Raw genomic sequence first — 20,980 nt, 5'->3', positions numbered from 1 at the left:
TTATTCGTACCGGCTATGCCGTGGGGTGCAGGTGGACCGGGAGGGTCTGGTGGCCGTTGCTGATCAGGGACGGCAGGGGCCGGAGGTCCACCGGGTCGACCGCCAGGGCGAGGTGGGGGAAGCGGGTGAAGAGGTGTTCGAGGGCGGTGGCCACCTCCAGACGGGCCAGCGGTGCGCCCAGACAGAAGTGGATGCCGTGGCCGAAGGCCAGGTGGTCCTTGGTGGCGCGGGTGACGTCGAACGTGTCGGCCGTCGGGCCGTGCCAGTCGGGGTGGCGGTTGGCCGCCGCGTACGAGGCGAGGATCGCGTCGCCGCGGGCGATGGTCCGGCCGTCGGGCAGCGGGATGTCGGTGATCGCGTAGCGGAGCGGCAGGTGCTTGACGGCCGGTTCGAGGCGGAGGGTCTCCTCCACGACGTCGCCCCAGCCGGAGCGGCCGGCGCGCAGGTGGGCGAGCTGGTCGGGGTGGGTGAGGAGGGAGGTGACCGCCTGGTCGATGACGTTCACGGTCGTCTCGTACCCGGCGCTGATGACCAGCAGGAGGGTGTCGCGCAGTTCGGGCTCGGTCAGGGTGGAGCCGTCCTCGTCGCGGGTGGCGATGAGGAGCGAGGTCATGTCGTCGCCCGGCTCTGCGCGTTTGGCGGCGATGAGCTCGTCGAGGAGGCCGTAGAGCCGCCCGGTGTTGGCCATGGCCTCCTCGGTGGTGAGGGTGGTGTCGAAGACACCGTCCACGAGCGCGCGGAAGCCCTCGCGGCGGGCCGTCGGGACGCCCATCATGTGCCCGATGAGGGCGATCGGCAGCGGGTACGCGAGCCGCTCGCGCAGGTCGACGACCGCTCCGCGCGGCTCGGCCGCGAGGTCGTCGAGGAGCCCGGTGACCAGGGCCTCGACGACGGGGCGCAGGGTGGCGACGCGGCGGGCGGTGAACGCGTTGGCGACCAGGCGGCGGAGCCGGGCGTGGTCGGAGCCGTAGGCGGTGAACATGTTGGAGACCGCGACCCACAGCGCGAGCGGCCACTCGGGGACGGCCTTGTCGAAGTCGGGCCAGTGGAGACGCCCGTCCTTGGACACGTCCGGGCCGGTCAGGAGCTTCCTGAGCAGCAGCGGGTCGCTGACCGACCACGCCCGCACGCCGAGGACGTCCACGAGGGCGGCGGGGCCCTGGGCGCGCAGCAGCCGGTGTTCGGCGTGGTGGTCGGCGCCGGTGGGGTCGAGCACGATCGGGGGGTTCGGCCTGATCACAGCGGGTCCTTTCGCGGGCGTACGGGGCGGGAGCCCTCGTCAAGACTGGCGGGCCACACGTGCTGACGGAAGATCAGAATGAGGCCGGGGTGGCCTGATCGCGTAGCCGCCCCGGCCATCAGGTCATCTGTCCCGGACTCTTGACTCCGCTCGCGGCAGTCGGGATCCTCGACCCACCTTTCGCTCGGAACATGACAATCCTGCGCTCCGCCGCCCGCACACCGTCCCTCGACCGAAGACGTGAGTGATGCCCATGAGACCCCCCACGCGCAGCCGTACGTCCGGCAGGCGCGGGCCGCTGGCCGTGCTGGCGCTGATGCTCGCCACCCTGACCATGCTGCTCGCCCCCGCCTCCGGTTCCGCCGCCGACCCCTCCTGGTGGAACCCCTCCGCACGCCCCGCACCCGACTCCCAGATCAACGTCACCGGCGAGCCGTTCAAGGGCACGAACGACAAGGGCGAGGTGCGCGGGTTCGTCGACGCGCACAACCACCTGATGTCCAACGAGGCCTTCGGCGGGCGCCTCATCTGCGGTCAGACCTTCTCCGTGAAGGGCGTGGCCGACGCGCTCAAGGACTGCCCCGAGCACTACCCCGACGGCTCGCTCGCGATCTTCGACTTCATCACCAAGGGCGGCGACGGCAAGCACGACCCGGACGGCTGGCCGACGTTCAAGGACTGGCCGGCCCACGACTCGCTCACCCACCAGCAGAACTACTACGCCTGGGTGGAGCGGGCCTGGCGCGGCGGCCAGCGGGTCCTCGTCAACGACCTCGTCACCAACGGGGTCATCTGCTCGGTCTACTTCTTCAAGGACCGCAGCTGCGACGAGATGACATCGATCCGGCTGCAGGCCCGCAAGACGTACGAGATGCAGGACTACATCGACAACATGTTCGGCGGCCCGGGCAAGGGCTGGTTCCGGATCGTCACCGACTCGGAGCAGGCCCGTCAGGTCATCGAGCAGGGCAAGCTGGCGGTCGTCCTCGGCGTCGAGACCTCCGAGCCCTTCGGCTGCAAGCAGATCCTGGACGTCTCGCAGTGCAGCAAGGCGGACATCGACCGCGGCCTGGACGAGCTGCACGGGCTCGGCGTGCGCAGCATGTTCCTGTGCCACAAGTTCGACAACGCGCTCTGCGGGGTCCGCTTCGACTCCGGGGCGCTCGGCACGGCGATCAACGTGGGGCAGTTCCTCTCCACCGGGACCTTCTGGAAGACCGAGCAGTGCGCGGGCCCGCAGCAGGACAACCCGATCGGCCTCGCCGCGGCGCCGAACGCGCAGAAGGAGCTGCCGGCCGGCGTGAGCGTGCCCACGTACAACCAGGACGCCCGGTGCAACACCCGCGGGCTCACCGATCTCGGCGAGTACGCGCTGCGCGGGATGATGAAACGCAAGATGATGCTGGAGCTGGACCACATGAGCGTGAAGGCCGCCGGCCGGGCCTTCGACATCATGGAGTCGGCGTCCTACCCCGGCGCGATCTCCTCGCACAGCTGGATGGACAGCAGCTGGACCGAACGGCTGTACAAGCTCGGCGGGTTCGCCGCCCAGTACATGAACGGGTCCGAGGCGTTCAGCGCGGAGGCCAAGGCCAAGGACGCCCTGCGCGACAAGTACGACGTGGGCTACGGCTACGGCACCGACATGAACGGCGTGGGCGGCTGGCCGGGCCCGCGCGGCGCCGACGCGCCGAACAAGGTCACGTACCCGTTCCGCTCCACGGACGGCGGCTCGGTCATCGACCGGCAGACCACCGGGCAGCGGACCTGGGACCTCAACACCGACGGCGCCTCGCACAACGGCCTGGTACCGGACTGGATCGAGGACATCCGGCAGGTCGGCGGCCAGGACGTGGTGAACGACCTGTTCCGGGGCGCCGAGTCCTACCTCGACACCTGGGGCGCCTCCGAGCGGCACCGGGCGGGTGTGAACCTGGCCGCGCGCGCACCCGCCTCCGCGTCCACCACCGAGTGGTGGAACCCGTTCACCACCTTCGTGGCCGACCGGGCCGTCGACGGTGACCCGGGGACACGCTGGGCGAGCGAGTGGAAGGACGACCAGTGGCTCCGCATCGACCTCGGGGAGCCTCAGCTGGTCAAGCGCGTCACGCTCGACTGGGAGCGGGCGTACGGGAAGGCGTACCGCGTCGAGCTCTCCGACGACGGCACGAACTGGCGTACCGCCTGGTCCACCGCAACCGGTGACGGCGGCCTGGACACCGTCCAGTTCGCGGGCACGACCGCCCGGTACCTGCGGGTGTACGGGGTGGCGCGCGGCACCCAGTGGGGGTACTCCCTCAAGGAGGTCGGGGTCTTCAGCGGCTGACGGAGAGCCGGGGATCCATGGCGGGACGGGGTGGGGTGACCGGACGGTCGCCCCACCCCGTCCCGTACAACGAGTACAAGCACAAGCACGGGCACGGGCACGGGAAAGGAACCAGCGCATGTCGCGTATGCCGCTCGCCGAACGGCGCCGCCAGTTGACGGAGGCCGCGATCCGGGCGATGACGCGGGACGGCGTACCGAGGACGACGACCCGCTCCATCGCCGCCGAGGCGGGCGTGTCGCTGAGCGTCTTCCACTACTGCTTCGACTCCAAGCAGGCCCTGCTCGAGTCCGTGATCACGGCGATCACCGACCACTACGTGGGGACGGTGAAGAAGGCGCTGCGGCCGCGCGAGACGTTCCGGGAGACGATCCGGGCCGGGTTCGAGGCGTACTGGGAGCACGTACGGGTCCGTCCGGGCGAGCACATGCTGACGTACGAACTCACCCAGTACGCGCTGCGCACCCCCGGGTTCGAGCCGCTGGCCCGCCGTCAGCACGAGCGGTACGCCGAGATCTACCGCGAGCTCATCGAGGAGCTCGCCGCGAGCATGATGCTCGAGCTGCGGGTGCCCGTGCCGGTCCTCGCCCGCTATCTGGCGGCGGTCACGGACGGCCTGACCCTGAACCTCCTCGTCGTGGGCCACGACGAGGAGTCCACGGCCGCGCTCCTCGACCTGGTCACCGATCAGGTCGCCGTGCTCGTCGTGGACGCGCGCGCGGCCGAATGACCGGGTTCGGCGTCAGCTGTCGGTTATAAACAGGGGATGCACCGTGCCGAACGTTATGAACTGACCTTTCCGGTGTCGGGTGACTCCATCGTGGTCACCCGGACGGACCGCAAGGGGGCCGGTGGGCATCCCGTGTACTCCGACGAGACGGGCATCGTGCAGGCCGAGATCGACGAGCACGGGAACGTACGCATGCTCGCGAGCGGCGGGCACCAGAGCCACGACGCACCCGCACGCGCCGAGCCGGTGGACTGACCCGGCGGTCCGGGCGACCCGGCTCACGGCGCGGCGGGCGGCGTGACCCGGTGGGGTCAGGCGTACGGGTCGAACGGGATGCCGGCCGGCTTCGCCTTGGCGAGGTGCGGGGCGAAGCTGCCGTCCTTCAGGCCGAAGTGGGCGCTGCCGAAGTCCGCCTGGACGAGCTTGTCGCGCACCCCGGCGGGGTAGCCGTTCCAGCCGACCAGGGCGGGGAACTGCCACTGGCCCTTGTGGTTCTCCGGCGGCTCGTCGTTCGTATTGGCGGGGCGGAAGCAGTGCGTGCTCACGCCGTCCTTGTGGTAGACGACCTTGGGGTGCGTCCCGTCCCAGCGGATCTGGTCACGGCCGTACGTGTTGAAGTTGCCGTGCGCGGAGGTGGAGACGTACTTGGCCTGGTTGTCCTGGATCCAGACCACGACGTGCTCCCAGTCGTGGCGGTGGCCGCCGAGGCTGATCCCGGGTATCGCCTGGTCCTTCTCGAAGTACAGGCCGTAGAGCACGGCGCACCAGCCGTTGTTGCACTTGGCGCGGGAGTACCCGTTGGTGTTGTCGAGGTCCCAGGCGTCCCGGCACGAGCCGTTGAGGGCGCCGGTGGGGTTGAGGCCGGGGTTGATGGTGCCGTCGGGGCCGATGGCCGCGGTGGAGTAACAGCCGTCCGTGTCGTAGTCGTAGGCGGGCTGGAACGTCTGCTCGAGCCCGTCGGCGTTGGCGGGGAGCGGCGGGGGCGGCGCCGCGAACGCGCTGCCCGAGACGGCGACGACCAGCGCGATGCTGCTGCCTAGGGTGACGGAGACCCGGCGGAACCACGAACTCGTCTTCAACTGCGTCCTCCTGAGGGACCGCGACGCGGGGTGCGAGGCGGGTGTGATGCGGGATGCCGTGCGCGTGCGCGATTGACATGCCCGGATCAGTTGTCCCGAACCCCGCTGTCGCGTGGAGAACCGGTTGATGACGGCGCGATGAAGAGAGGCGGTCGCCGGTCCCGTCAGACCTTCGCACCGGAGGGCACGTTCGGTGCCGCGGCACCCTCACCGGTCCGGCCGCTCTCGGCCTCCGGTCCGACCGGGATGAGGAAGGCGACGACGGCCGCCGCGAGGCCCACGCCACTGCCGATGAGCAGGGCGACCCTGAAGGCGCCTTCGGAGGGCAGGAGATGACCGGCGAAGTCCGTGGTCATCTGGGCGAGGACCACGCCCATCACGGCGGCGGAGACGGAGCTGCCGATCGAACGCATCAGGGTGTTGAAGCTGTTGGCCGACGCGGTCTCGGAGCGGGGCACGGCGCCCATGATGAGGGCGGGCATCGCGCCGTACGCGAGACCCACGCCGGTGTTGCAGATGAGGGTGACGACGAGCAGGCCGACGGTCGTCCCCATGAGCGGCAGGGCGCACGCGTAGCCGACGGCGATGACCAGACTGCCGACGCCGAGGGTGATCTTGGGGCCGCGCGCGGCGGTGAGCTTGGCGCCGAGCGGGGCGAGGATCATCATCATGAGCCCGGCCGGGGCCATCCAGAGCCCCATCGCGAGCATCGACTGCCCGAGGCCGTACCCGGTGGCCTCGGGCAGTTGGAGCAGCTGGGGGACGACCAGCGACTGGGCGTACATCGCGAATCCGACGAGGACCGAGGCCAGGTTGGTCATCAGGACCAGCGGGCGGGCGGTGACGCGGAGGTCCACCAGCGGCTCGGCGGTCCGCAGTTCCCACCAGCCCCAGGCGAGCAGCGCCACGACGGATGCGGCGAGGAGACCGAGCGTCGTCCCGCTGGTCCAGCCCCAGTCGGAGCCCTTGGAGACGCCGAGCAGCAGACAGATCAGCGCGGCGCCGAGACCGATCGCGCCGGGCACGTCGAAACGGCCGGCGTCGGACGCGGTACGGCCCGCGGGCACGAGCAGCCGGACGAGCAGGCCCACCACCGTCGCCAGGGCGGCGACGACCCAGAACAGCACGCGCCAGCTGGCGTTCTCGGCGACGGCGGCGGAGAAGGGGAGGCCGAGCGCGCCGCCCACGCCCATGGAGGCGCTGATCAGGGCGATGGACGCGCCCAGGCGCTCCGGCGGCAGGACGTCGCGCAGCAGGCTGATGCCGAGCGGCACCACGCCCATGCCCAGACCCTGGAGGCCCCGGCCGACGATCATCGGGACGACGGACGAGGAGAGCGCGCAGACGACAGAGCCCACGACGAGGGGCGAGACGGAGACGAGCAGCATGCGCCGCTTGCCGTACATGTCGCCAAGGCGTCCGGCGACCGGCGTGGCCACCGCCGCCGACAGCAGGGTGGCGGTGACCACCCAGGAGGCGTTGGACGCGGTGGTGTCGAAGAGCCTGGGCAGGTCGCCCAGGAGGGGCACCACCAAGGTCTGGGTGAGCGCGGCCACGATGCCCGCGAAGGCGAGGACGCCGACGACGCCACGGGGGCGGTCGTCGGTCTTGGAGCTGGTCACGGGGTTCTCCCTAGGGGCAACGCGCGTACGACACGGCAGGACGCGGGGCGGGGCTGGTGGGGCGGAGCGAGGCGACATGCATGATGCACATCATGCGCAGGATACACATAGTCTGTACTATGCACAGGACCGGTGAAGCCGCACGGGCGGGGAGGATGGGGCCATGGAAGAGAAGCCCACGCACCTGATCGAGTTCGAGACCATGCTCGTCGGGCGGCACTCGCATCTGTTTGACCCCCGTGCGCGCGGCGCGGGAGGGCGGCTCGACCGGAGCGCCTATGTGCTGCTCAGCCGCATCGAGATCGACGGGCCGCTCTCCATCGGACAGCTGAGCGACGCGTTCGGCCTGGACGCGTCCACGCTCAACCGGCAGACCGCGGCGATGCTGAAGGCCGGGGTGGTCGAACGGATCCCTGACCCCGACGGCGGGATCGCCCGGAAGTTCAGCATCACGGCGGAGGGGCGGCGCAGGCTGGACGCCGACCGGGGCGCCAACGTCCAAGGCCTGGAGCGGGTCCTGGAGAAGTGGACGCCCGACGAGGTGGCCGACTTCGCCGCGTACCTGCGGCGCTTCAACAGCGACATCGAGCGCCTGGAGGGCCGCCCCTGGCCCCGCCCCGAGGCCGCTGAGGATACGCCCTAGACTCCGGCGCATGACGACCGCCATCGCCGACCTCGCCCGGGATCTCGCGCCGACCGGCATCCTGCGGGCATCGATCAACCTGGGCAACCCGGTTCTCGCGCAGGGCACCCCCGACTCCCCCGGCGGGGTCACGGTCGACCTCGCCCGGGAGATCGGCGCGCGGCTCGGCGTGCCGGTCGCGTTCGTCTGCTTCGACGCGGCGCGCAAGTCCTACGAGGCGATGGCCACGGGCCGCGCGGACCTCTGCTTCCTCGCCGTGGAGCCGGCGCGCGAGGACGAGGTCGCGTTCACCGCGCCGTACGTCGTGATCGAGGGCGTCTACGCGGTGCCCACCGCCTCGGAGTTCGCCACTCCCGCCGAGGTGGACCGGGTCGGCGTACGCATCGGCGTCAAGCGCGGGTCCGCGTACGACCTCTACCTCACGCGCACGCTGCGGCACGCCACCCTCGTACGCGGCGACGAGGGCGCCGACGTGTTCCTCGCCGAGGGCCTGGAGGTCGCGGCGGGCATCAGGCAGCCGATGACCGCGTTCGTCGGGGCGCACCCGGAGCTCCGGCTGATCGAGGACCGGTTCATGGAGATCCGGCAGGCCGTCGGCACGACGAAGGACAAGCGGCCGGAGACCGTGCGGTTCCTGACCGAACTCGTCGAGGAGCTGAAGGCCGGCGGCTTCGTGGCCGAGTCGCTGTGGCGCTCGCACCAGTCCCCGGGCCTGGTGGCGCCGCCCCGGTAGGACACGACCCGATCGTGTTGATCTTTGGCCCTCCCCGCGCTTTCGGGCACCCGGCTCCGGCCGGGACAGTGGAGTGAACCCCGAATCACGGTGAGGAAGAACGATGGCTCTGGAGATGCGTGAGACCTGCGAGCGCTGCGAGACGGCGACGCTGCCGCAGGACGCGCCCGCTTTCATCTGTTCGTACGAGTGCACCTTCTGCGTGCCGTGCGGCGACGCCATGGCCGGCGTCTGCCCCAACTGCGGCGGCGAGCTGGTCCCCCGCCCGCGCCGGGCGGTCGCGGTCTGACCTGTCAGTGCGGGACCGGGTCGGTGCAGCCCCGGCGGCGGGCGGCTCCCGGGCGGCAGCGCAGGAGCCGGGCCACCGTCAGGAGGCCGCCGCGCAGGGCGCCGTGGCGGCTCAGCGCCTTGACGGCGTACGTCGAACAGGTGGGGGTGTACGGGCAGCACGGCGGCCGGGTCGGGCTGATCGTGTCGCGGTAGAAACCCACGGCCCCGTACAGCGCCCCGGCCACCCGCCCCGACGGGCGGCCGGCGGACGGGCGGGCGCCGGACGAGGGGCGCGCCTTGCCGAGGAGCAGGGACGCGAGGGCCACCAAGGCCATCTGAGGGCAGTACATACCGCAGGCCGAGCACTGGTCGGCCGCTCCCGCGCAGCAGCCTTCCTCGCCGTCCTCGCGCCGCTTCCGCCGCCGCGCACGCGCGGACTCCCTCGATGACATCACTTCGCCCCCTCGACGACTCGCTCGATCATACGTTTGGGACGGGCCCGCCCTCGTGGCGGGCGGGCCCGTCCCGTGCCGTCAGCGGGCCGTCGTGCCGACCGCGGCGGCGGTCGGCGCCGGGGCGTAGCCCGTCGGCCGGGCGGTGAACGTGCCCCGGCCCTGGGTGCGGCCGCGCAGCCGGGACGCGTAGCCGAACAGCTCCGCCAGCGGAACGGTCGCGGTCAGGACCGCCGTTCCGGCGCGCGCGGTCGAGCCGGTGACCCGGCCGCGGCGGGCCGCCAGGTCACCGAGCACGCCGCCCACGGCGCTGTCCGGCACCGTGACCGTGACCTCGACGACCGGCTCCAGGAGGGTCATCGCGCAGGCCCGCAGCGCCTCGCGGAGCGCGAAGCGGCCCGCCGTGCGGAACGCCATCTCCGAGGAGTCCTTGGAGTGGGTCGCCCCGTCGGTGAGCGTCACCCGCAGGCCCGTGACCGGGTGGCCGCCGAGCGGGCCCTCCACGAGCGCGTCGCGGCAGCCGGCCTCGACCGCGCGGACGTACTCCTGCGGTACGCGGCCGCCCGTGACGGTGGAGGAGAAGACGAACTCCCCTTCCTGCGCCTCCCCGACCGGCTCGACGTCGAGGACGACGTGCGCGAACTGGCCCGCGCCACCGTCCTGTTTGACGTGCCGGTACACCAGGCCCGACACCCCGCGCGCCACCGTCTCCCGGTAGGCCACCTGCGGCCTGCCGACGGCGATCTCCAGGCCCTGGGCCCGGCGGATCTTCTCCACGGCCACCTCCAGATGCAGTTCGCCCAGGCCCGAGAGCACGGTCTGACCGGTCTCGGGGTCGGTCCTGACCGTCAACGAGGGGTCCTCCTCGACAAGTCGGGCAAGCGCGGACGCCAGCCGGTCGGTGTCCAGGCTCCGGCGCGCCTCGACCGCCACGGAGACGACCGGGTCGGCCGGCGTGGGTGGTTCGAGGAGCAGCGGGGCGGAGGGCGCGCAGAGCGTGGCACCGGCGCGGGCCTCCTTCACGCCGACGACCGCGACGATGTCGCCGGCCCGGGCGGAGTCCACCTCGGTGTTCCGGTCGGCCTGCACGCGCAGGATCCGGCCGACGCGCTCGGTGCGCCGGGCGGCGACGTCGAGCACGGTGTCCCCCTTTCCGATGGTCCCCGCGTACACGCGGAGGTAGGTGAGCCGCCCGGTGGCGGTCGAGTTGACCTTGAAGACGAGCGCGGCGAAGGGTTCCGCCGGGTCGGCGGCCCGTTCCCGTTCCGCGCCGTCCAGGGTGCCGCGCACGGGCGGCACGTCCAGGGGCGAGGGCAGATAGGAGACGACGGCGTCGAGCAGCGGTTCCGTACCCCGGTTGCGGTAGGCGGAGCCGCAGAGCACGACGACGCCCTCGCCGGTCCGGGTCAGGTCGCGCAGCGCCGCGGTGAGGGTGTCCGCGCCGAGGGTCTCTTCGGCGCAGAACTCCTCCAGGGCGTCCGGGTGGAGTTCGGCGACCGCCTCTTCCAGGGCGCGGCGCCTGAGCCGTGCCTCCGTCACGAGCTCCTCGGGGACGGGCCCCTCGGTGTACGTGTCGGCGCCCGTCTCCCAGACCAGGGCGCGCAGGCGCACCAGGTCCACGACGCCCGTGAAGGCGTCCTCGCGGCCGATGGGCAGCTGGACGACGAGCGGCACGGTGTGCAGGCGGTCCCGGATCGAGGCGACTGCCGTGTCCAGATCGGCGCCCGCGCGGTCCAGCTTGTTGACGAACGCGATCCGGGGGACGCCGTGCCGGTCGGCCTGGCGCCACACGGTCTCGCTCTGCGGCTCGACCCCGGCGACGGCGTCGAACACGGCGATCGCGCCGTCGAGGACGCGCAGCGAGCGCTCCACCTCGTCGGAGAAGTCGACGTGTCCGGGCGTGTCGATGAGGTTGATCCGGTGGTCGTCCCAGACGCAGGAGACGGCCGCCGCGAAGATCGTGATGCCCCGGTCGCGTTCCTGGGTGTCGAAGTCGGTGACGGTGGTGCCCTCGTGGACCTCGCCGCGTTTGTGGACGGCGCCGGTGAGGTAGAGCATCCGCTCGGTCACGGTGGTCTTGCCGGCATCGACGTGGGCGAGGATGCCCAGGTTGCGGACGCGGTTCAGGGGGCTGGTGGGGAGCTGACGGGAAAGCGGGGTACGCACGGCCCGGACCTTTCGGTGGGTACGAGAAAGGGTCGGCGCGATTCCCGGACGAAGCGGCCCGGAGGCGGGCGGAGAGGGACACCCTCGGGCCTCGCGGCGACGGCGCGCACGGCTCTCGCGGCACGCGCCGGGCTGGGCAGGGGGTGTCAGGTGTTCGTCACGGGGTCCGGTGGCGGCCGCGCAGCCGGCACCGGAGAGACCGGGACGTCAGGATCACGTCGTACCGGGACCGGGGAACGACGACGGTGGTCTGGCAACACACGGTCGGGCTCCCCTCGTTCGGTCGTCGGCGCGCACGCCGTGATCTCGGCGGTGCGTGCTGCGAGTGTAGGGAGTGGAGCCCGGCCGGGTCACCGGGTTTTAGGGAAGGGCCCGTTCGGCGAAGTACGCCGCCACGTCCGCCTCCGTGACCTCGGCGAGCGTGGCCGGGGTCCAGCGCGGGGCGCGGTCCTTGTCGATGACCTGGGCGCGGATGCCCTCGACGAGGTCGGCGGAGGTGAGGGCGGCGTGGGAGAGCCGGAACTCCACGGCCAGGACGGCCTCCAGGGAATCCATGACTCGGGCCCGGCGGAGGGCCGCGAGCGTGACCTTGAGGGCGGTGGGCGACCTGCTCAGGAGGGTGGTGGCGGACTCCTTGGCCTCGGTGATCCCTGAGTCGAGGAGCCGGTCGATGACCTCCTCCACCGTGGGCGCGGTGTAGGCCGTGTCGATCCAGTCGCGTGCGGCCGCCAGGCGGCCGGGCGGGGCGGTCCTGGCGAACCGCGGCAGCACCTCGTGCGCGGGGGCGCGCGTGAGCTCCTCGGCCAGGCCGGGAAGGTCCTCTGACGGTACGAAGTGATCGGCGAGGCCGGTCAGGAGGGCATCGGCGGCGTCCGCCTGAGCGCCGGTCAGGGCGAGATGGGTGCCCAGTTCGCCGGGCGTCCGGCTCAGCAGATACGTACCGCCGACGTCGGGCACGAACCCGATGCCCGTCTCGGGCATGGCCACGCGGGAGCGTTCGGTGACGACGCGGACGGAGCCGTGGGCCGAGACGCCGACGCCGCCGCCCATCACGATCCCGTCCATGAGGGCTACGTACGGCTTGGGGTAGCGGGCGATGCGGGCGTTGAGCCGGTACTCGTCCCGCCAGAAGCCGAGGGTCTCCGTGCCGCCCGCGCGGGCGTCCTCGTAGATGGCCCGGATGTCGCCCCCGGCGCACAGTCCGCGTGCGCCCGCGCCCTGGATGACGACGGTCTCGACCGCCGGGTCGTCCTCCCAGGCGGTCAGCGCCTCGTCGATGCCGAGCACCATGGCGTGGGTGAGCGCGTTGAGGGCGCGAGGCCGGTTCAGGGTGAGGAAGCCGGCTCGCCCTTCGGTGCGGACGAGGACGTGCGGACCGTCCGCGTCCTGCGGGGTGTCCTGGTTGAGTCGCATGGTCGCGTCACCTTCCTCCGAACGATCTTCCGGCCACCGTATCGCCACGGTCCGCGGCCGTCCGGCACCGGGGATTCGCTCAGGACCGGGGGCTTCCCCCGGGACCGGCGGCTTCCCGTCAGGACCGGGGGCGTCCCCCAGGACCCCGGGGGCTTTCCCCCAGGCCGGGATGAGTACGGGCACTCAGGCGGCAGCCCCCGTGGCGTTCGTAGCCTCCGTCGTATGAACAGTCATCAGGCCGTCGCTGACGGCCCCCTCCGTGTCGGGATCACCGGGGTCGGCGCCTGCCTGCCCGAGCAGGTCGTGGATTCGGAGGAGCTGCGCCGGCGGGTCGTCGCCGGCAGCGGGATGGCGCTGCCCGCCGGGGTGTTCGAGCGGGCGACCGGGATTCTGACGCGCAGGGCCGTGCGGCCGGGCGAGTACGCCTCCACCCTCGCGGTGGGAGCCGCCCGGCAGGCGCTCGGGCGGGCCGGGGTCGAACCGGCGGACGTCGACCTGCTGGTGTTCGCCTCCGCCACCCGCGACATGGTGGAGCCGGCCACCGCCCACATCGTGCAGGCCGAACTGGGCTCCCGGGCCCACGCGTTGGACGTCACCAACGCCTGCAACAGCTTCGTCAACGGCATCGACCTCGCCCGTACGATGATCCTGGCCGGGCGCGCCCGGCGGGCCCTCGTCGTCACCGGGGAGACCCCGAGCAGGGCCGTCCGGCACGACCCCGCCGACCTGGCCCAGTTCCGGGACGGGTTCGCCGGCTACACCTTCGGTGACGCGGGCGCCGCGGTGGTCCTGGAGACGGTGGACCGGGGCGGGATCCTCGACGTCGACAGCGAGACGCACTCCGAACACTGGCCGGTCGGCGGGATATTCGGCGGCGGTTCACGCCATCCGCGCGGCGACGAGCACACGTACTTCCAAGGTGACGGCAGCGAGTTGCGCGAGGTGTTCGAGAAGGTGGGCACCTCCGTGATCGACCGGATGCGCCACCGAACGGGCCTCGACTGGCGCCACTTCCGGCACGTCCTGGTCCATCAGGTCACCGTGCCGTATCTGCGGCGGTTCGTGGAGATCACCGGCGTCCCCGAGGACCGTCTGGTCGTCACCGTCCCCGAGCTCGGCAACATCGCGAGCGCGACGCTCGGTGTCCAACTGGAGCGGGTCCAGGGGGACTTGCGGCCCGGTGACCGGGTCCTGTTGGTGGGGCTCGGCGGTGGCGTGAGCATCATGACGATGGTGTGGGAGAAGGCATGAGCGACACACTGTGGGTGGTGGTGCCCGCGCATCAGGAGGCCGCGCGCATCGGCGACACGCTGGAGGCGCTGGCCGCCCAGGCGGACCGGGACTTCGAGCTGGTCGTCGTCGACAACGCCTCCGAGGACGACACCGCCGCCATCGCCCGGGACTTCGCCCGGCGGGCGCCGTTCCCCGTCCATGTGCTCGACGAGCGCGACAAGGGCGTGGGGTGCGCCGTGGACACCGGCTTCCGGTACGCGATCGGGCGCGGGGCCGGGCTCCTGGCCCGGACGGACGCCGACTGTCTGCCGCACCCGGGCTGGACGGCCGCCGCGCGGACCGCGCTGGACGAAGGGGCGGGCCTGGTGTGCGGCCGGATCGACGCCCGCCGCGACGAGCACGGGCCGGTCGGGCGGGCCCTGTTCCGTTCGCTCGTCCGCGTCGCCGCGTTCTTCGGGCGAGTGCGCCCGGCGCACCGGCGGCGGCACGGCTATCTCGCGCCGTACCGGATGCACGCCGGCAACAACATGGCCATCACCGCGCACCTGTACGAGGCCGTCGGCGGGATGCCCCGCCGCCCCTCCCCCACCGACCGGCTCTTCCTCAACCGGGTGCGCCGCTCCACCACCGCGATCGTGCACGCCCGCGACATGGTCGTGGAGAACTCCACCCGGCGGCTGCGCGCGTACGGGATCGTCGGCACCGCCCGCTGGTACCTGGACCGGGGACCGGGCCGGCACGGAGAGGACCCGCGCTGATGCTGGACGCTCTCGCCCACACCCTGCGGTCGCGCCCCGACCGCCCGGCCGTGCTCGGCACGACCCGCTCCGGCGCCGTACGGACGAAGGCCACGTGCGGGGAGCTGGCCGACCTCGCCGACGGGTACGCCCGCGCGCTGCACGCGCGCGGGCTGCGGCGCGGCGACACGGTCGGGGTCGCGGGGCGGCCCGGGCCGCGCGCGCTCGCCGTGCTGCTCGCCGTCCACCGGCTCGGCCTGCGGGCGGCCGTGCTGGACCCCGGTGCCGGCCCGGACGTGCTGCGGGCGCGCCTGGCGCTTGCCCGCCCCGACCTCGTGCTCGCCGACGCGACCGCCCAGGCGGTGGCCGGGTGGGCGCGGCCGCTCGCCCGGCGGGCCCGGCTCGCGCTGCCGGACCTCGCGGAGCTCGGCGGTCCCGTGGCCACGGTCGGCCGGCGGCTGCCGGGGTGCGCCCCCGCGTTGTCGTCCCGGCAGGCGGGTACGGGTGCGTCGGTGCTCCCGCGCGCGGTGGACGAGGACGGGGACGCGGTGATCGTCTTCACCTCGGGCACGACCTCGCGGCCCCGCGCAGTCGTCCACACCCGTTCCTCGCTGGCCGCGGGCATGGCCACGGTGACCGGACTCGTCCGCCCGGAGCCGGGGTCGCCCGTGCTCGGCGGCACGTTCTTCGTCCTCGTACCGTCACTCGCGAACGGCGCGCCGGTCGCCCTGCCGGCCCGCTCACCGCGGGTCCTCGCGCGGCAGATGCGCCGACTGGCGCCCCAGGCAACCTATTTGACGCCACCTCAGCTGCGGGCGGCGCTCGCGGTGGACGCGCGGTTCAGCGGGCGGGTGTGGACCGGTTCGGCCCCGGCGAGCGCGGAACTGCTCACGCGGGTGAAGCGGGCAGGGGCGCGGGAGGCGTGGGGGGTGTACGCGCTGACCGAGCTGTTCCCGGCCGCGGCGGTCGAGCAGGCGGAGAAGGCGGCGTTCACCGGCGACGGCGACCTCGTGGGCGCGCCGCTGCCGGGCGTCGCGGCACGGCCAGGACCGGGCGGCGAGCTACTGCTCTCCGGCCCGGCGGCCCGGCACCGCTACCTCGGGGAGGAGCCCGAGCCGTGGGTACGCACGGGTGACCAGGGGCGGCTCGACGCGGCCGGCCGGATCGTGCTCGCGGGCCGCAGCAAGGACATGGTCCTCAGGCGGGCGGAGAACATCTACCCCGGTCTGTACGAGCCCGCGCTGCACGTGCCGGGTGTCGAACTGGCCCTCCTGGTGGGCGTCCCGGCCGGGGACGGCGACGAACGCCTGGTCGCCGTCGTCCAGCCCCACCACGAGGCCGACCCCGCCCGGGTCCGGGCCGCCCTGGCCGGCCCCCTGAGCCGCATGGGCACGGCCCGCCCGGACGCCCTCCTCCTCGCCGACATCCCGCTGTCCGGCCGCTCCCTGAAGCCGGACCGGGCGGCCACGGCGAGACTCGCGGCGGCGCGGACGACGGGGGCGGGACGATGAGGGCGGCTACCGCGCTTCGGGGCGCCCGGCGGCGGGACCGGCGGGTGTACACGCGGTCGCATCCGCTGCTGTTCGCGCTGCTCGCGGCCGTCCGGCGGCGGCCGGTAGCCCGACTCGGGCGGGCGGTCCTGGTGAACGGGGCCGAGCCGTACCGGGAGGCGCTCACCCGTATCCCGCTGGACCGCGCGGCGGCCGGGACCACGGGTGGTGCGGCGCGTGAACTCTCCGGCGGGGGAACGCTGTTCGACCAGGAGGGTGCCGACCACCGCGGCACCCGGCGCGCCGTCGCCGAGGAGCTGGGCGCGGCAGGGGTCGAGCGGCTGCGGCCGGTCTGGCGGGCCGTGCTCGACCGCGAGCTCGCGCCGCTCGCGGCCGGCCACACCGTCGACCTCGTCCCGCTGGCCCGCGAACTCGCCGGTGCGACCGTCCGCGCCCTGCTGGACAGCACGGCCGAGGCCTCGGCCCTCGCGGAGGCCGCCGCGGACGCCGCGTCGGCAGCCGTACGCGACCACCTCCCGGGCCCCCGCCCGCCGGGCACCGCCCGCGCGGCGGCCAGGGCGACCGCGCGCCTGGAGGCGCTGCTCGGGGGTGCGGGGCCCTCGTGCCCGCACGACGCCGGTGCCCCTCACCCGGACGTCGCGCTGCGCGCCATGATCGTCGTCGCCGCCGTCAACACCACCGTCGCCGCCCTCCCGCGTGCCGTCGCCTGGTGTGCCGACGGCGGGTTGTGGGACGAGGCGGCCGACGACCGGCTGCGGGGTGCGCTCGTCGGGGAGCTGTTGCGGGTCACCGCGCCGTCCCCGTTGCTGCCGCGCGTGGCGGCGGCCGATGCCGTGCTCGGCGGGTGTCCGGTGAAGGCCGGGGACCGCCTTGTGCTCGTGGCGCGGCACGCCGTGGGCGCGGACGTCGACCCGCCGGACGCGCACCGGCCCGCACCGCCCGCCGTCGCCCGGCTCGTCTTCGGGGCCGGCCCGCACGCCTGCCCGGGCGCGCGGCTCGCCCTGGCGCAGTTGGACGACGTCCTGGCCTCACTCGCCCCGTACCGTCCGGCCGTCGTCACCGCGCGCGTGGACCGGCGGGCCGCGCTGCCCGGCTGGCGCCGCCTCACCGTCCGCGCGACCACCGCCGTCCGCGCCTCCACCGCCCCGCTCCCCCGTCCGGAGAACCCCTCATGATCACGATCGCCGTCACCGGAGCGAGCGGCTTCTGCGGCTCGCACGTCGCCGCCCTCGCCGCCGCGCGCGGCGCCGACGTGCTGTGTGTGGGGCGGCGGCCCGGACCGGTCGGCCGGCACGTCCCCTGGGACGCCGAGAGCGGGCCACCCGACCTCTCCGGAGCCGACCTCGTCGTGCACTGCGCGGCGGCCGTCGGCGACCCCGTGCCCGGGTCGCCGGCCGAGGCGACCATGCGCGCCGTGAACGTCGACGGCACCGCCCGCCTCCTGGAGGCCGCCGGGGGCCGCCCGGTCGTCTGGGTCAGCAGCTCCAGCGTGTACGCGCCCGGCCCCGGGCGGGACCGGATCATCGAGGACCATCCCGTCGACGGGCAGCTCAACGCGTACGGACGTACGAAGGCGGCCGGCGAGGTCCTCGCGCTCGCGTCCGGAGCCGTGGTCCTGCGCCCGCGCGCGGTGTACGGCCCGGGCGACCCGCACCTGGTGCCCCGGCTCCTCGCGCGGGTCAGGGCGGGGCGGCTGCTGCTGCCGGGCCCCGACGTGGCCCTGAGTCTGACGGCCGTCGAGAACCTCGCCGGCGCGTGCCTCACGGCAGCCAGCTGGGACCCGGGCGCCTACAACATCGCCGACCCCGTCCCGTACCGCCGTGACGAAGCGGTACAGACCGTCCTGCGGGCCCACGGCGTGCGCGCCCGGATCCATCACCTCCCCGTACGTCTGGCGTGGGGAGCGGCCGCGGCGGCGGAGGCCCTCGGGCGCCTGCGGCCCGGCGCCGAGCCGCCGCTGACGCGGTACGCCGTCGATCAGCTGGCCCACCGGGTCGTCCTGGACGTGTCCAAGGCGCGGGCCCGGGGCTGGCGCCCCGACCGCACGCTCGCCGACTACGTCGCCACTCCGGGCGCGCCGCACACGAAGCGTCGCCCGGCGGGGACGCGCCGCGCCGGGGAGCGCGGCAACAGGACACGCCCCATGAGCTGATGTATGCCTTTCACATGGATGCCCGTCGGCGCGACCCCGCATCCCGCCTCTCTCGGCGCGGCGGGCGACGGCTGCTGCTCGGCGCGTCGTTCGCGCTGATCGCGGCGGTCACCGTGGTGGACATCCTGGCTCCGCCCGAGGTCCACCTGGGGCCGTTCCTGATCGCCGCGCCCGCTGTGACGGCCTCCTTCGCGGGGCCGCGCATGACGGCTTTCGTGGGCGCGGTCGCGGTCCTCGCGCAGTCGGTGGTGGCGATCGCGCGGACGAGCCTGACCGATCTCAACCACACGTACCAGATCATCGCGCTGGTCCTCATCTCGGTCATCGTCACCTTCTTCGCCTACCTGCGCGAGCAGCACGAGAGCAAGGTGACCCAGCTCCGTTCGATCGCCCAGGCCGCCCAGAGCGTCGTCCTGCGCCCGCTCCCCCACCGGGCGGGCCCGCTGCACATCGCGTCGGTCTACCTGGCGGCCGAGGAGGAGGCGCAGATGGGCGGCGACCTGTACGCCGCGGCCCGTACGGCGTCGGGGACCCGGCTGCTGATCGGGGACGCCCGGGGCAAAGGGCTCGACGCGATCAGCGAGGCGTCGCTCGTCCTCGGCGCCTTCCGGGTCACGGCCCGCCGGGAGTCCGAGCTGCCCGCACTCGTCGGGCACCTGGAGGCTGGGGTCGGCTCGGAGGAGCCGGAGGACGTCTCGGCGCCCGGGCCCGGCACGGGCGAGGCGGCCGACGACGCCGCCGAGGCCTTCGTGACCGCGCTGGTCCTCGACATCCCGGACCGTGAGCCGGTGGTACGGCTCGTGAACTGCGGGCATCCGCCGCCGCTGCTGTTGCGCGAGGGGCGGATCGTGCCCCTGGACACCGCCGAGGCGAGCCCTCCGCTGGGCCTCGCGGACGTGCTCTCCCCCGACGTGACCGTGGAGACCTTCCCCTTCGACGTCGGGGACGTCCTGCTGCTGTACACGGACGGGGTCGTCGAGGCCCGCGACCGCGCCCGGGCCTTCTACCCACTGACGGAGCGGCTCGCCGCGTGGATCGGCGAGGACCCGCCGACCCTGCTCGGCCACCTCAGGGACGACCTGCGGGCGTACGCGGGCGGTCACCTCGGCGACGACGCGGCACTCGTCGCCGTCGAGCGCCTCGCGCCCAACCCGTAGACCGCTGGACGGCGCCCGGCGACATCGCGCATGTCCACGGCCTGATCTACGTTCGGAAGGAGGGACTCACCCGGCAGCCCCGGACCGAAGGAGCGCGCCATGGCGGCGGACGCGGGTTTCGGCACGTCGTACTGGTTGCGTGACACCCCCTCCCCCGAGCGGCCCGCGCTCGCCGAGGACCTCAGGGCGGACGTCGTCGTCGTCGGCGGCGGCATCGCGGGGCTGTGCACCGCGTACGAGCTGGTGCGCGCGGGGCGCGAGGTGGTGCTCCTGGAGGCCGACCGGATCGGGCTCGGGGTCACCGGGCACACCACCGGGAAGCTGACCGCGCTGCACGGCCTCACCTACGCGCGGCTCCGCGACACCCACGGCGCCCTCGCCGCCTCCCGGTACGCCCTCGCCCAGCGGGACGCGATGGACCACGTGGTCCGGCTGTGCGCGGACACGGGCATCGACGCCGAACTGGAGCGGGCCCCCGCCTACACGTACGTCACGGACCCGGGTCGGGCCGACGAGGTCCGCTCCGAGGCCGCGGCCGCCCTGGAGGCGGGGCTTGACGTCGCGTACCTGACGGAGACCGACCTGCCCTTCCCGGTCGCGGCGGCCGTACGCCTCGACGACCAGCTGCTCTTCCACCCCCGCAGGTTCCTCCTCGGCCTGGCGGAGGCCTTCGTCGCGCGCGGCGGCACGATCCACGAGCACACCCGGGTCACGGAGCTGCGGGAGCACGCGGACTGCCGGCTGACCACCGAGGCGGGTCACACGGTCCACGCGCGGGACGTGGTCGTCGCCACGCACTTCCCGCTGACCGTGCACAGCTCGCTGCTCGCCCGGCTCTCGGTCCGGCGCGAGCTGGTGGTGGCGGCCCCCGTGCCGGCCGACCGGGCACCGCGGGGCATGTACGTCAGCCCGGAGGACCGTACGCGCTCGGTGCGCACGGCCCCGTACGACGAGGGGCACAGGCTGCTCCTCGTCACCGGCGAAGCCTGCGAGCCGGGCACCGATCACGCCGGGGAGCGGCTCGAGCGGCTCACCGGGTGGGCCCGGCGGATCTTCCCGGAGTTCGGGGAGGCCACGCCGGCGTACCGGTGGGCGGCGCAGGACGTGATGTCGGCGGATCACCTCCCGTACGTGGGCCATGAGCATCCGGACACGCAGCACGTCTTCGTGGCCACCGGCTTCGGCGGCTGGGGCATGAGCAACGGGGCGATGGCGGGGCGGCTCCTCGCCGCGCACGTCACGGGGGCGCCGCGCCCGGACTGGACCGAGCTGTTCGACCCGCGCCGCACCCTGCCCCTGCGGGAGTACCCCGATGTGGCCAGGGCGCAGGCGTCGGTGGCCCGCCACTACCTGGCGGCCCGTCCGCCGCGCTGCACGCACATGGGGTGCGAGCTGGGATTCAACGAGCTGGAGGACACCTGGGAGTGTCCCTGCCACGGTTCGCGGTTCGCGGCGGCGGACGGGCGGGTGCTGCAGGGGCCGGCGACCCGGCCCCTGCAACGTCCCGACTGAGCGG

At 73.6% G+C, this 20,980-nt stretch carries 19 protein-coding genes; 13 read left to right on the top strand and 6 right to left on the bottom strand.

Annotation, left to right across the window (positions count from 1 at the left end):
- Positions 1-13: 13 nt before the first annotated feature.
- A complete protein-coding gene (locus tag AB0F56_RS27955) occupies positions 14-1,237 on the bottom strand; it encodes a cytochrome P450 (RefSeq protein WP_362014397.1) in 1,224 nt (407 codons plus the stop codon).
- Between the two features lie 256 nt (positions 1,238-1,493).
- Between AB0F56_RS27955 and AB0F56_RS27950 the strand changes: the two genes are divergently transcribed.
- From AB0F56_RS27950 to AB0F56_RS27940, 3 genes are all read left to right on the top strand, one after another.
- Positions 1,494-3,566, top strand: a complete 2,073-nt coding sequence (locus AB0F56_RS27950; protein ID WP_362014361.1) for a discoidin domain-containing protein — start codon at positions 1,494-1,496, stop codon at positions 3,564-3,566.
- 118 nt (positions 3,567-3,684) lie between these two features.
- The gene (locus AB0F56_RS27945) at positions 3,685-4,296 is read left to right on the top strand and encodes a TetR/AcrR family transcriptional regulator (RefSeq protein ID WP_362014359.1); all 612 of its coding nucleotides are present in this window, start codon (positions 3,685-3,687) and stop codon (positions 4,294-4,296) included.
- A gap of 36 nt (positions 4,297-4,332) precedes the next feature.
- Positions 4,333-4,551, top strand: a complete 219-nt coding sequence (locus AB0F56_RS27940) for a DUF6296 family protein (RefSeq protein ID WP_362014358.1) — start codon at positions 4,333-4,335, stop codon at positions 4,549-4,551.
- A gap of 56 nt (positions 4,552-4,607) precedes the next feature.
- On the opposite strand, the gene AB0F56_RS27935 is transcribed toward AB0F56_RS27940, so the two are convergent.
- Entirely contained in the window at positions 4,608-5,375 is a 768-nt protein-coding gene (locus AB0F56_RS27935) for an NPP1 family protein (RefSeq protein ID WP_362014356.1), read from the bottom strand.
- 164 nt (positions 5,376-5,539) lie between these two features.
- Complete coding sequence (locus AB0F56_RS27930) at positions 5,540-6,997, bottom strand: MFS transporter (protein ID WP_362014354.1); 1,458 nt, start codon at positions 6,995-6,997, stop codon at positions 5,540-5,542.
- A 163-nt stretch (positions 6,998-7,160) separates the two neighbouring features.
- Here AB0F56_RS27930 and AB0F56_RS27925 point away from each other — a divergent pair, with 163 nt between their 5' ends.
- From AB0F56_RS27925 to AB0F56_RS27915, 3 genes are all read left to right on the top strand, one after another.
- On the top strand, positions 7,161-7,640 hold the full coding sequence (locus tag AB0F56_RS27925) for a MarR family transcriptional regulator (protein WP_362014353.1): 480 nt from the start codon (positions 7,161-7,163) through the stop codon (positions 7,638-7,640).
- 10 nt (positions 7,641-7,650) lie between these two features.
- On the top strand, positions 7,651-8,373 hold the full coding sequence (locus AB0F56_RS27920; protein WP_362014351.1) for a transporter substrate-binding domain-containing protein: 723 nt from the start codon (positions 7,651-7,653) through the stop codon (positions 8,371-8,373).
- A gap of 103 nt (positions 8,374-8,476) precedes the next feature.
- Positions 8,477-8,662 (top strand): DUF1272 domain-containing protein, encoded by a 186-nt coding sequence (locus AB0F56_RS27915; protein ID WP_362014350.1) that lies wholly within the window; start codon positions 8,477-8,479, stop codon positions 8,660-8,662.
- 4 nt (positions 8,663-8,666) lie between these two features.
- Here the strand turns inward: AB0F56_RS27915 and yidD are convergent, their stop codons facing one another.
- The 3 genes from yidD to AB0F56_RS27900 all read right to left on the bottom strand — a co-directional run bounded on the left by yidD (position 8,667) and on the right by AB0F56_RS27900 (position 12,674).
- Entirely contained in the window at positions 8,667-9,095 is a 429-nt protein-coding gene (gene yidD / locus AB0F56_RS27910; protein WP_362014348.1) for a membrane protein insertion efficiency factor YidD, read from the bottom strand.
- 81 nt (positions 9,096-9,176) lie between these two features.
- Positions 9,177-11,261 carry an elongation factor G gene (fusA, locus tag AB0F56_RS27905; protein WP_362014347.1) on the bottom strand — a complete coding sequence of 695 codons (2,085 nt, stop codon included), beginning with the start codon at positions 11,259-11,261 and terminating at the stop codon, positions 9,177-9,179.
- Positions 11,262-11,621: 360 nt separating this feature from the next.
- The gene (locus tag AB0F56_RS27900) at positions 11,622-12,674 is read right to left on the bottom strand and encodes an enoyl-CoA hydratase/isomerase family protein (RefSeq protein ID WP_362014345.1); all 1,053 of its coding nucleotides are present in this window, start codon (positions 12,672-12,674) and stop codon (positions 11,622-11,624) included.
- 222 nt (positions 12,675-12,896) lie between these two features.
- Between AB0F56_RS27900 and AB0F56_RS27895 the strand changes: the two genes are divergently transcribed.
- The 7 genes from AB0F56_RS27895 to AB0F56_RS27865 all read left to right on the top strand — a co-directional run bounded on the left by AB0F56_RS27895 (position 12,897) and on the right by AB0F56_RS27865 (position 20,976).
- Positions 12,897-13,925: a ketoacyl-ACP synthase III gene (locus AB0F56_RS27895; RefSeq protein ID WP_362014343.1), complete on the top strand. Its 1,029-nt coding sequence runs from the start codon at positions 12,897-12,899 to the stop codon at positions 13,923-13,925.
- Positions 13,922-14,665, top strand: coding sequence for a glycosyltransferase (locus AB0F56_RS27890; RefSeq protein ID WP_362014342.1), 744 nt, complete (start codon positions 13,922-13,924; stop codon positions 14,663-14,665). Before AB0F56_RS27895 ends, AB0F56_RS27890 begins: the two co-directional genes overlap by 4 nt.
- A complete protein-coding gene (locus AB0F56_RS27885; RefSeq protein ID WP_362014340.1) occupies positions 14,665-16,155 on the top strand; it encodes a class I adenylate-forming enzyme family protein in 1,491 nt (496 codons plus the stop codon). The genes AB0F56_RS27890 and AB0F56_RS27885 overlap by 1 nt, the downstream gene beginning before the upstream one ends.
- 44 nt (positions 16,156-16,199) lie before the next feature.
- Positions 16,200-17,330, top strand: coding sequence for a cytochrome P450 (locus tag AB0F56_RS27880; protein WP_362014338.1), 1,131 nt, complete (start codon positions 16,200-16,202; stop codon positions 17,328-17,330).
- Entirely contained in the window at positions 17,327-18,307 is a 981-nt protein-coding gene (locus AB0F56_RS27875) for an NAD(P)-dependent oxidoreductase (protein ID WP_362014336.1), read from the top strand. Before AB0F56_RS27880 ends, AB0F56_RS27875 begins: the two co-directional genes overlap by 4 nt.
- A gap of 14 nt (positions 18,308-18,321) precedes the next feature.
- Positions 18,322-19,464, top strand: a complete 1,143-nt coding sequence (locus tag AB0F56_RS27870; protein WP_362014334.1) for a PP2C family protein-serine/threonine phosphatase — start codon at positions 18,322-18,324, stop codon at positions 19,462-19,464.
- A 99-nt stretch (positions 19,465-19,563) separates the two neighbouring features.
- Positions 19,564-20,976, top strand: coding sequence for an FAD-dependent oxidoreductase (locus AB0F56_RS27865; RefSeq protein WP_362014333.1), 1,413 nt, complete (start codon positions 19,564-19,566; stop codon positions 20,974-20,976).
- Positions 20,977-20,980 lie beyond the last annotated feature (4 nt).

This window comes from Streptomyces sp. NPDC026092 (assembly GCF_040638605.1).
Lineage (GTDB): Bacteria > Actinomycetota > Actinomycetes > Streptomycetales > Streptomycetaceae > Streptomyces.
The sequence above is the reverse complement of the archived record's forward strand: the minus strand, read 5'-3'. Positions and strand labels throughout refer to the sequence as shown.

Bases quoted from the DNA above. Each gene is read 5' to 3' on its own strand.
- AB0F56_RS27950 (WP_362014361.1), top strand. From the start codon at position 1,494: ATGAGACCCCCCACGCGCAGCCGTACGTCCGGCAGGCGCGGGCCGCTG.
- AB0F56_RS27945 (WP_362014359.1), top strand. From the start codon at position 3,685: ATGTCGCGTATGCCGCTCGCCGAACGGCGCCGCCAGTTGACGGAGGCC.
- AB0F56_RS27940 (WP_362014358.1), top strand. From the start codon at position 4,333: ATGCACCGTGCCGAACGTTATGAACTGACCTTTCCGGTGTCGGGTGAC.
- AB0F56_RS27925 (WP_362014353.1), top strand. From the start codon at position 7,161: ATGGAAGAGAAGCCCACGCACCTGATCGAGTTCGAGACCATGCTCGTC.
- AB0F56_RS27920 (WP_362014351.1), top strand. From the start codon at position 7,651: ATGACGACCGCCATCGCCGACCTCGCCCGGGATCTCGCGCCGACCGGC.
- AB0F56_RS27915 (WP_362014350.1), top strand. From the start codon at position 8,477: ATGGCTCTGGAGATGCGTGAGACCTGCGAGCGCTGCGAGACGGCGACG.
- yidD (WP_362014348.1), bottom strand. From the start codon at position 9,095: ATGTCATCGAGGGAGTCCGCGCGTGCGCGGCGGCGGAAGCGGCGCGAG.
- AB0F56_RS27900 (WP_362014345.1), bottom strand. From the start codon at position 12,674: ATGCGACTCAACCAGGACACCCCGCAGGACGCGGACGGTCCGCACGTC.
- AB0F56_RS27895 (WP_362014343.1), top strand. From the start codon at position 12,897: ATGAACAGTCATCAGGCCGTCGCTGACGGCCCCCTCCGTGTCGGGATC.
- AB0F56_RS27890 (WP_362014342.1), top strand. From the start codon at position 13,922: ATGAGCGACACACTGTGGGTGGTGGTGCCCGCGCATCAGGAGGCCGCG.
- AB0F56_RS27885 (WP_362014340.1), top strand. From the start codon at position 14,665: ATGCTGGACGCTCTCGCCCACACCCTGCGGTCGCGCCCCGACCGCCCG.
- AB0F56_RS27875 (WP_362014336.1), top strand. From the start codon at position 17,327: ATGATCACGATCGCCGTCACCGGAGCGAGCGGCTTCTGCGGCTCGCAC.
- AB0F56_RS27870 (WP_362014334.1), top strand. From the start codon at position 18,322: ATGGATGCCCGTCGGCGCGACCCCGCATCCCGCCTCTCTCGGCGCGGC.
- AB0F56_RS27865 (WP_362014333.1), top strand. From the start codon at position 19,564: ATGGCGGCGGACGCGGGTTTCGGCACGTCGTACTGGTTGCGTGACACC.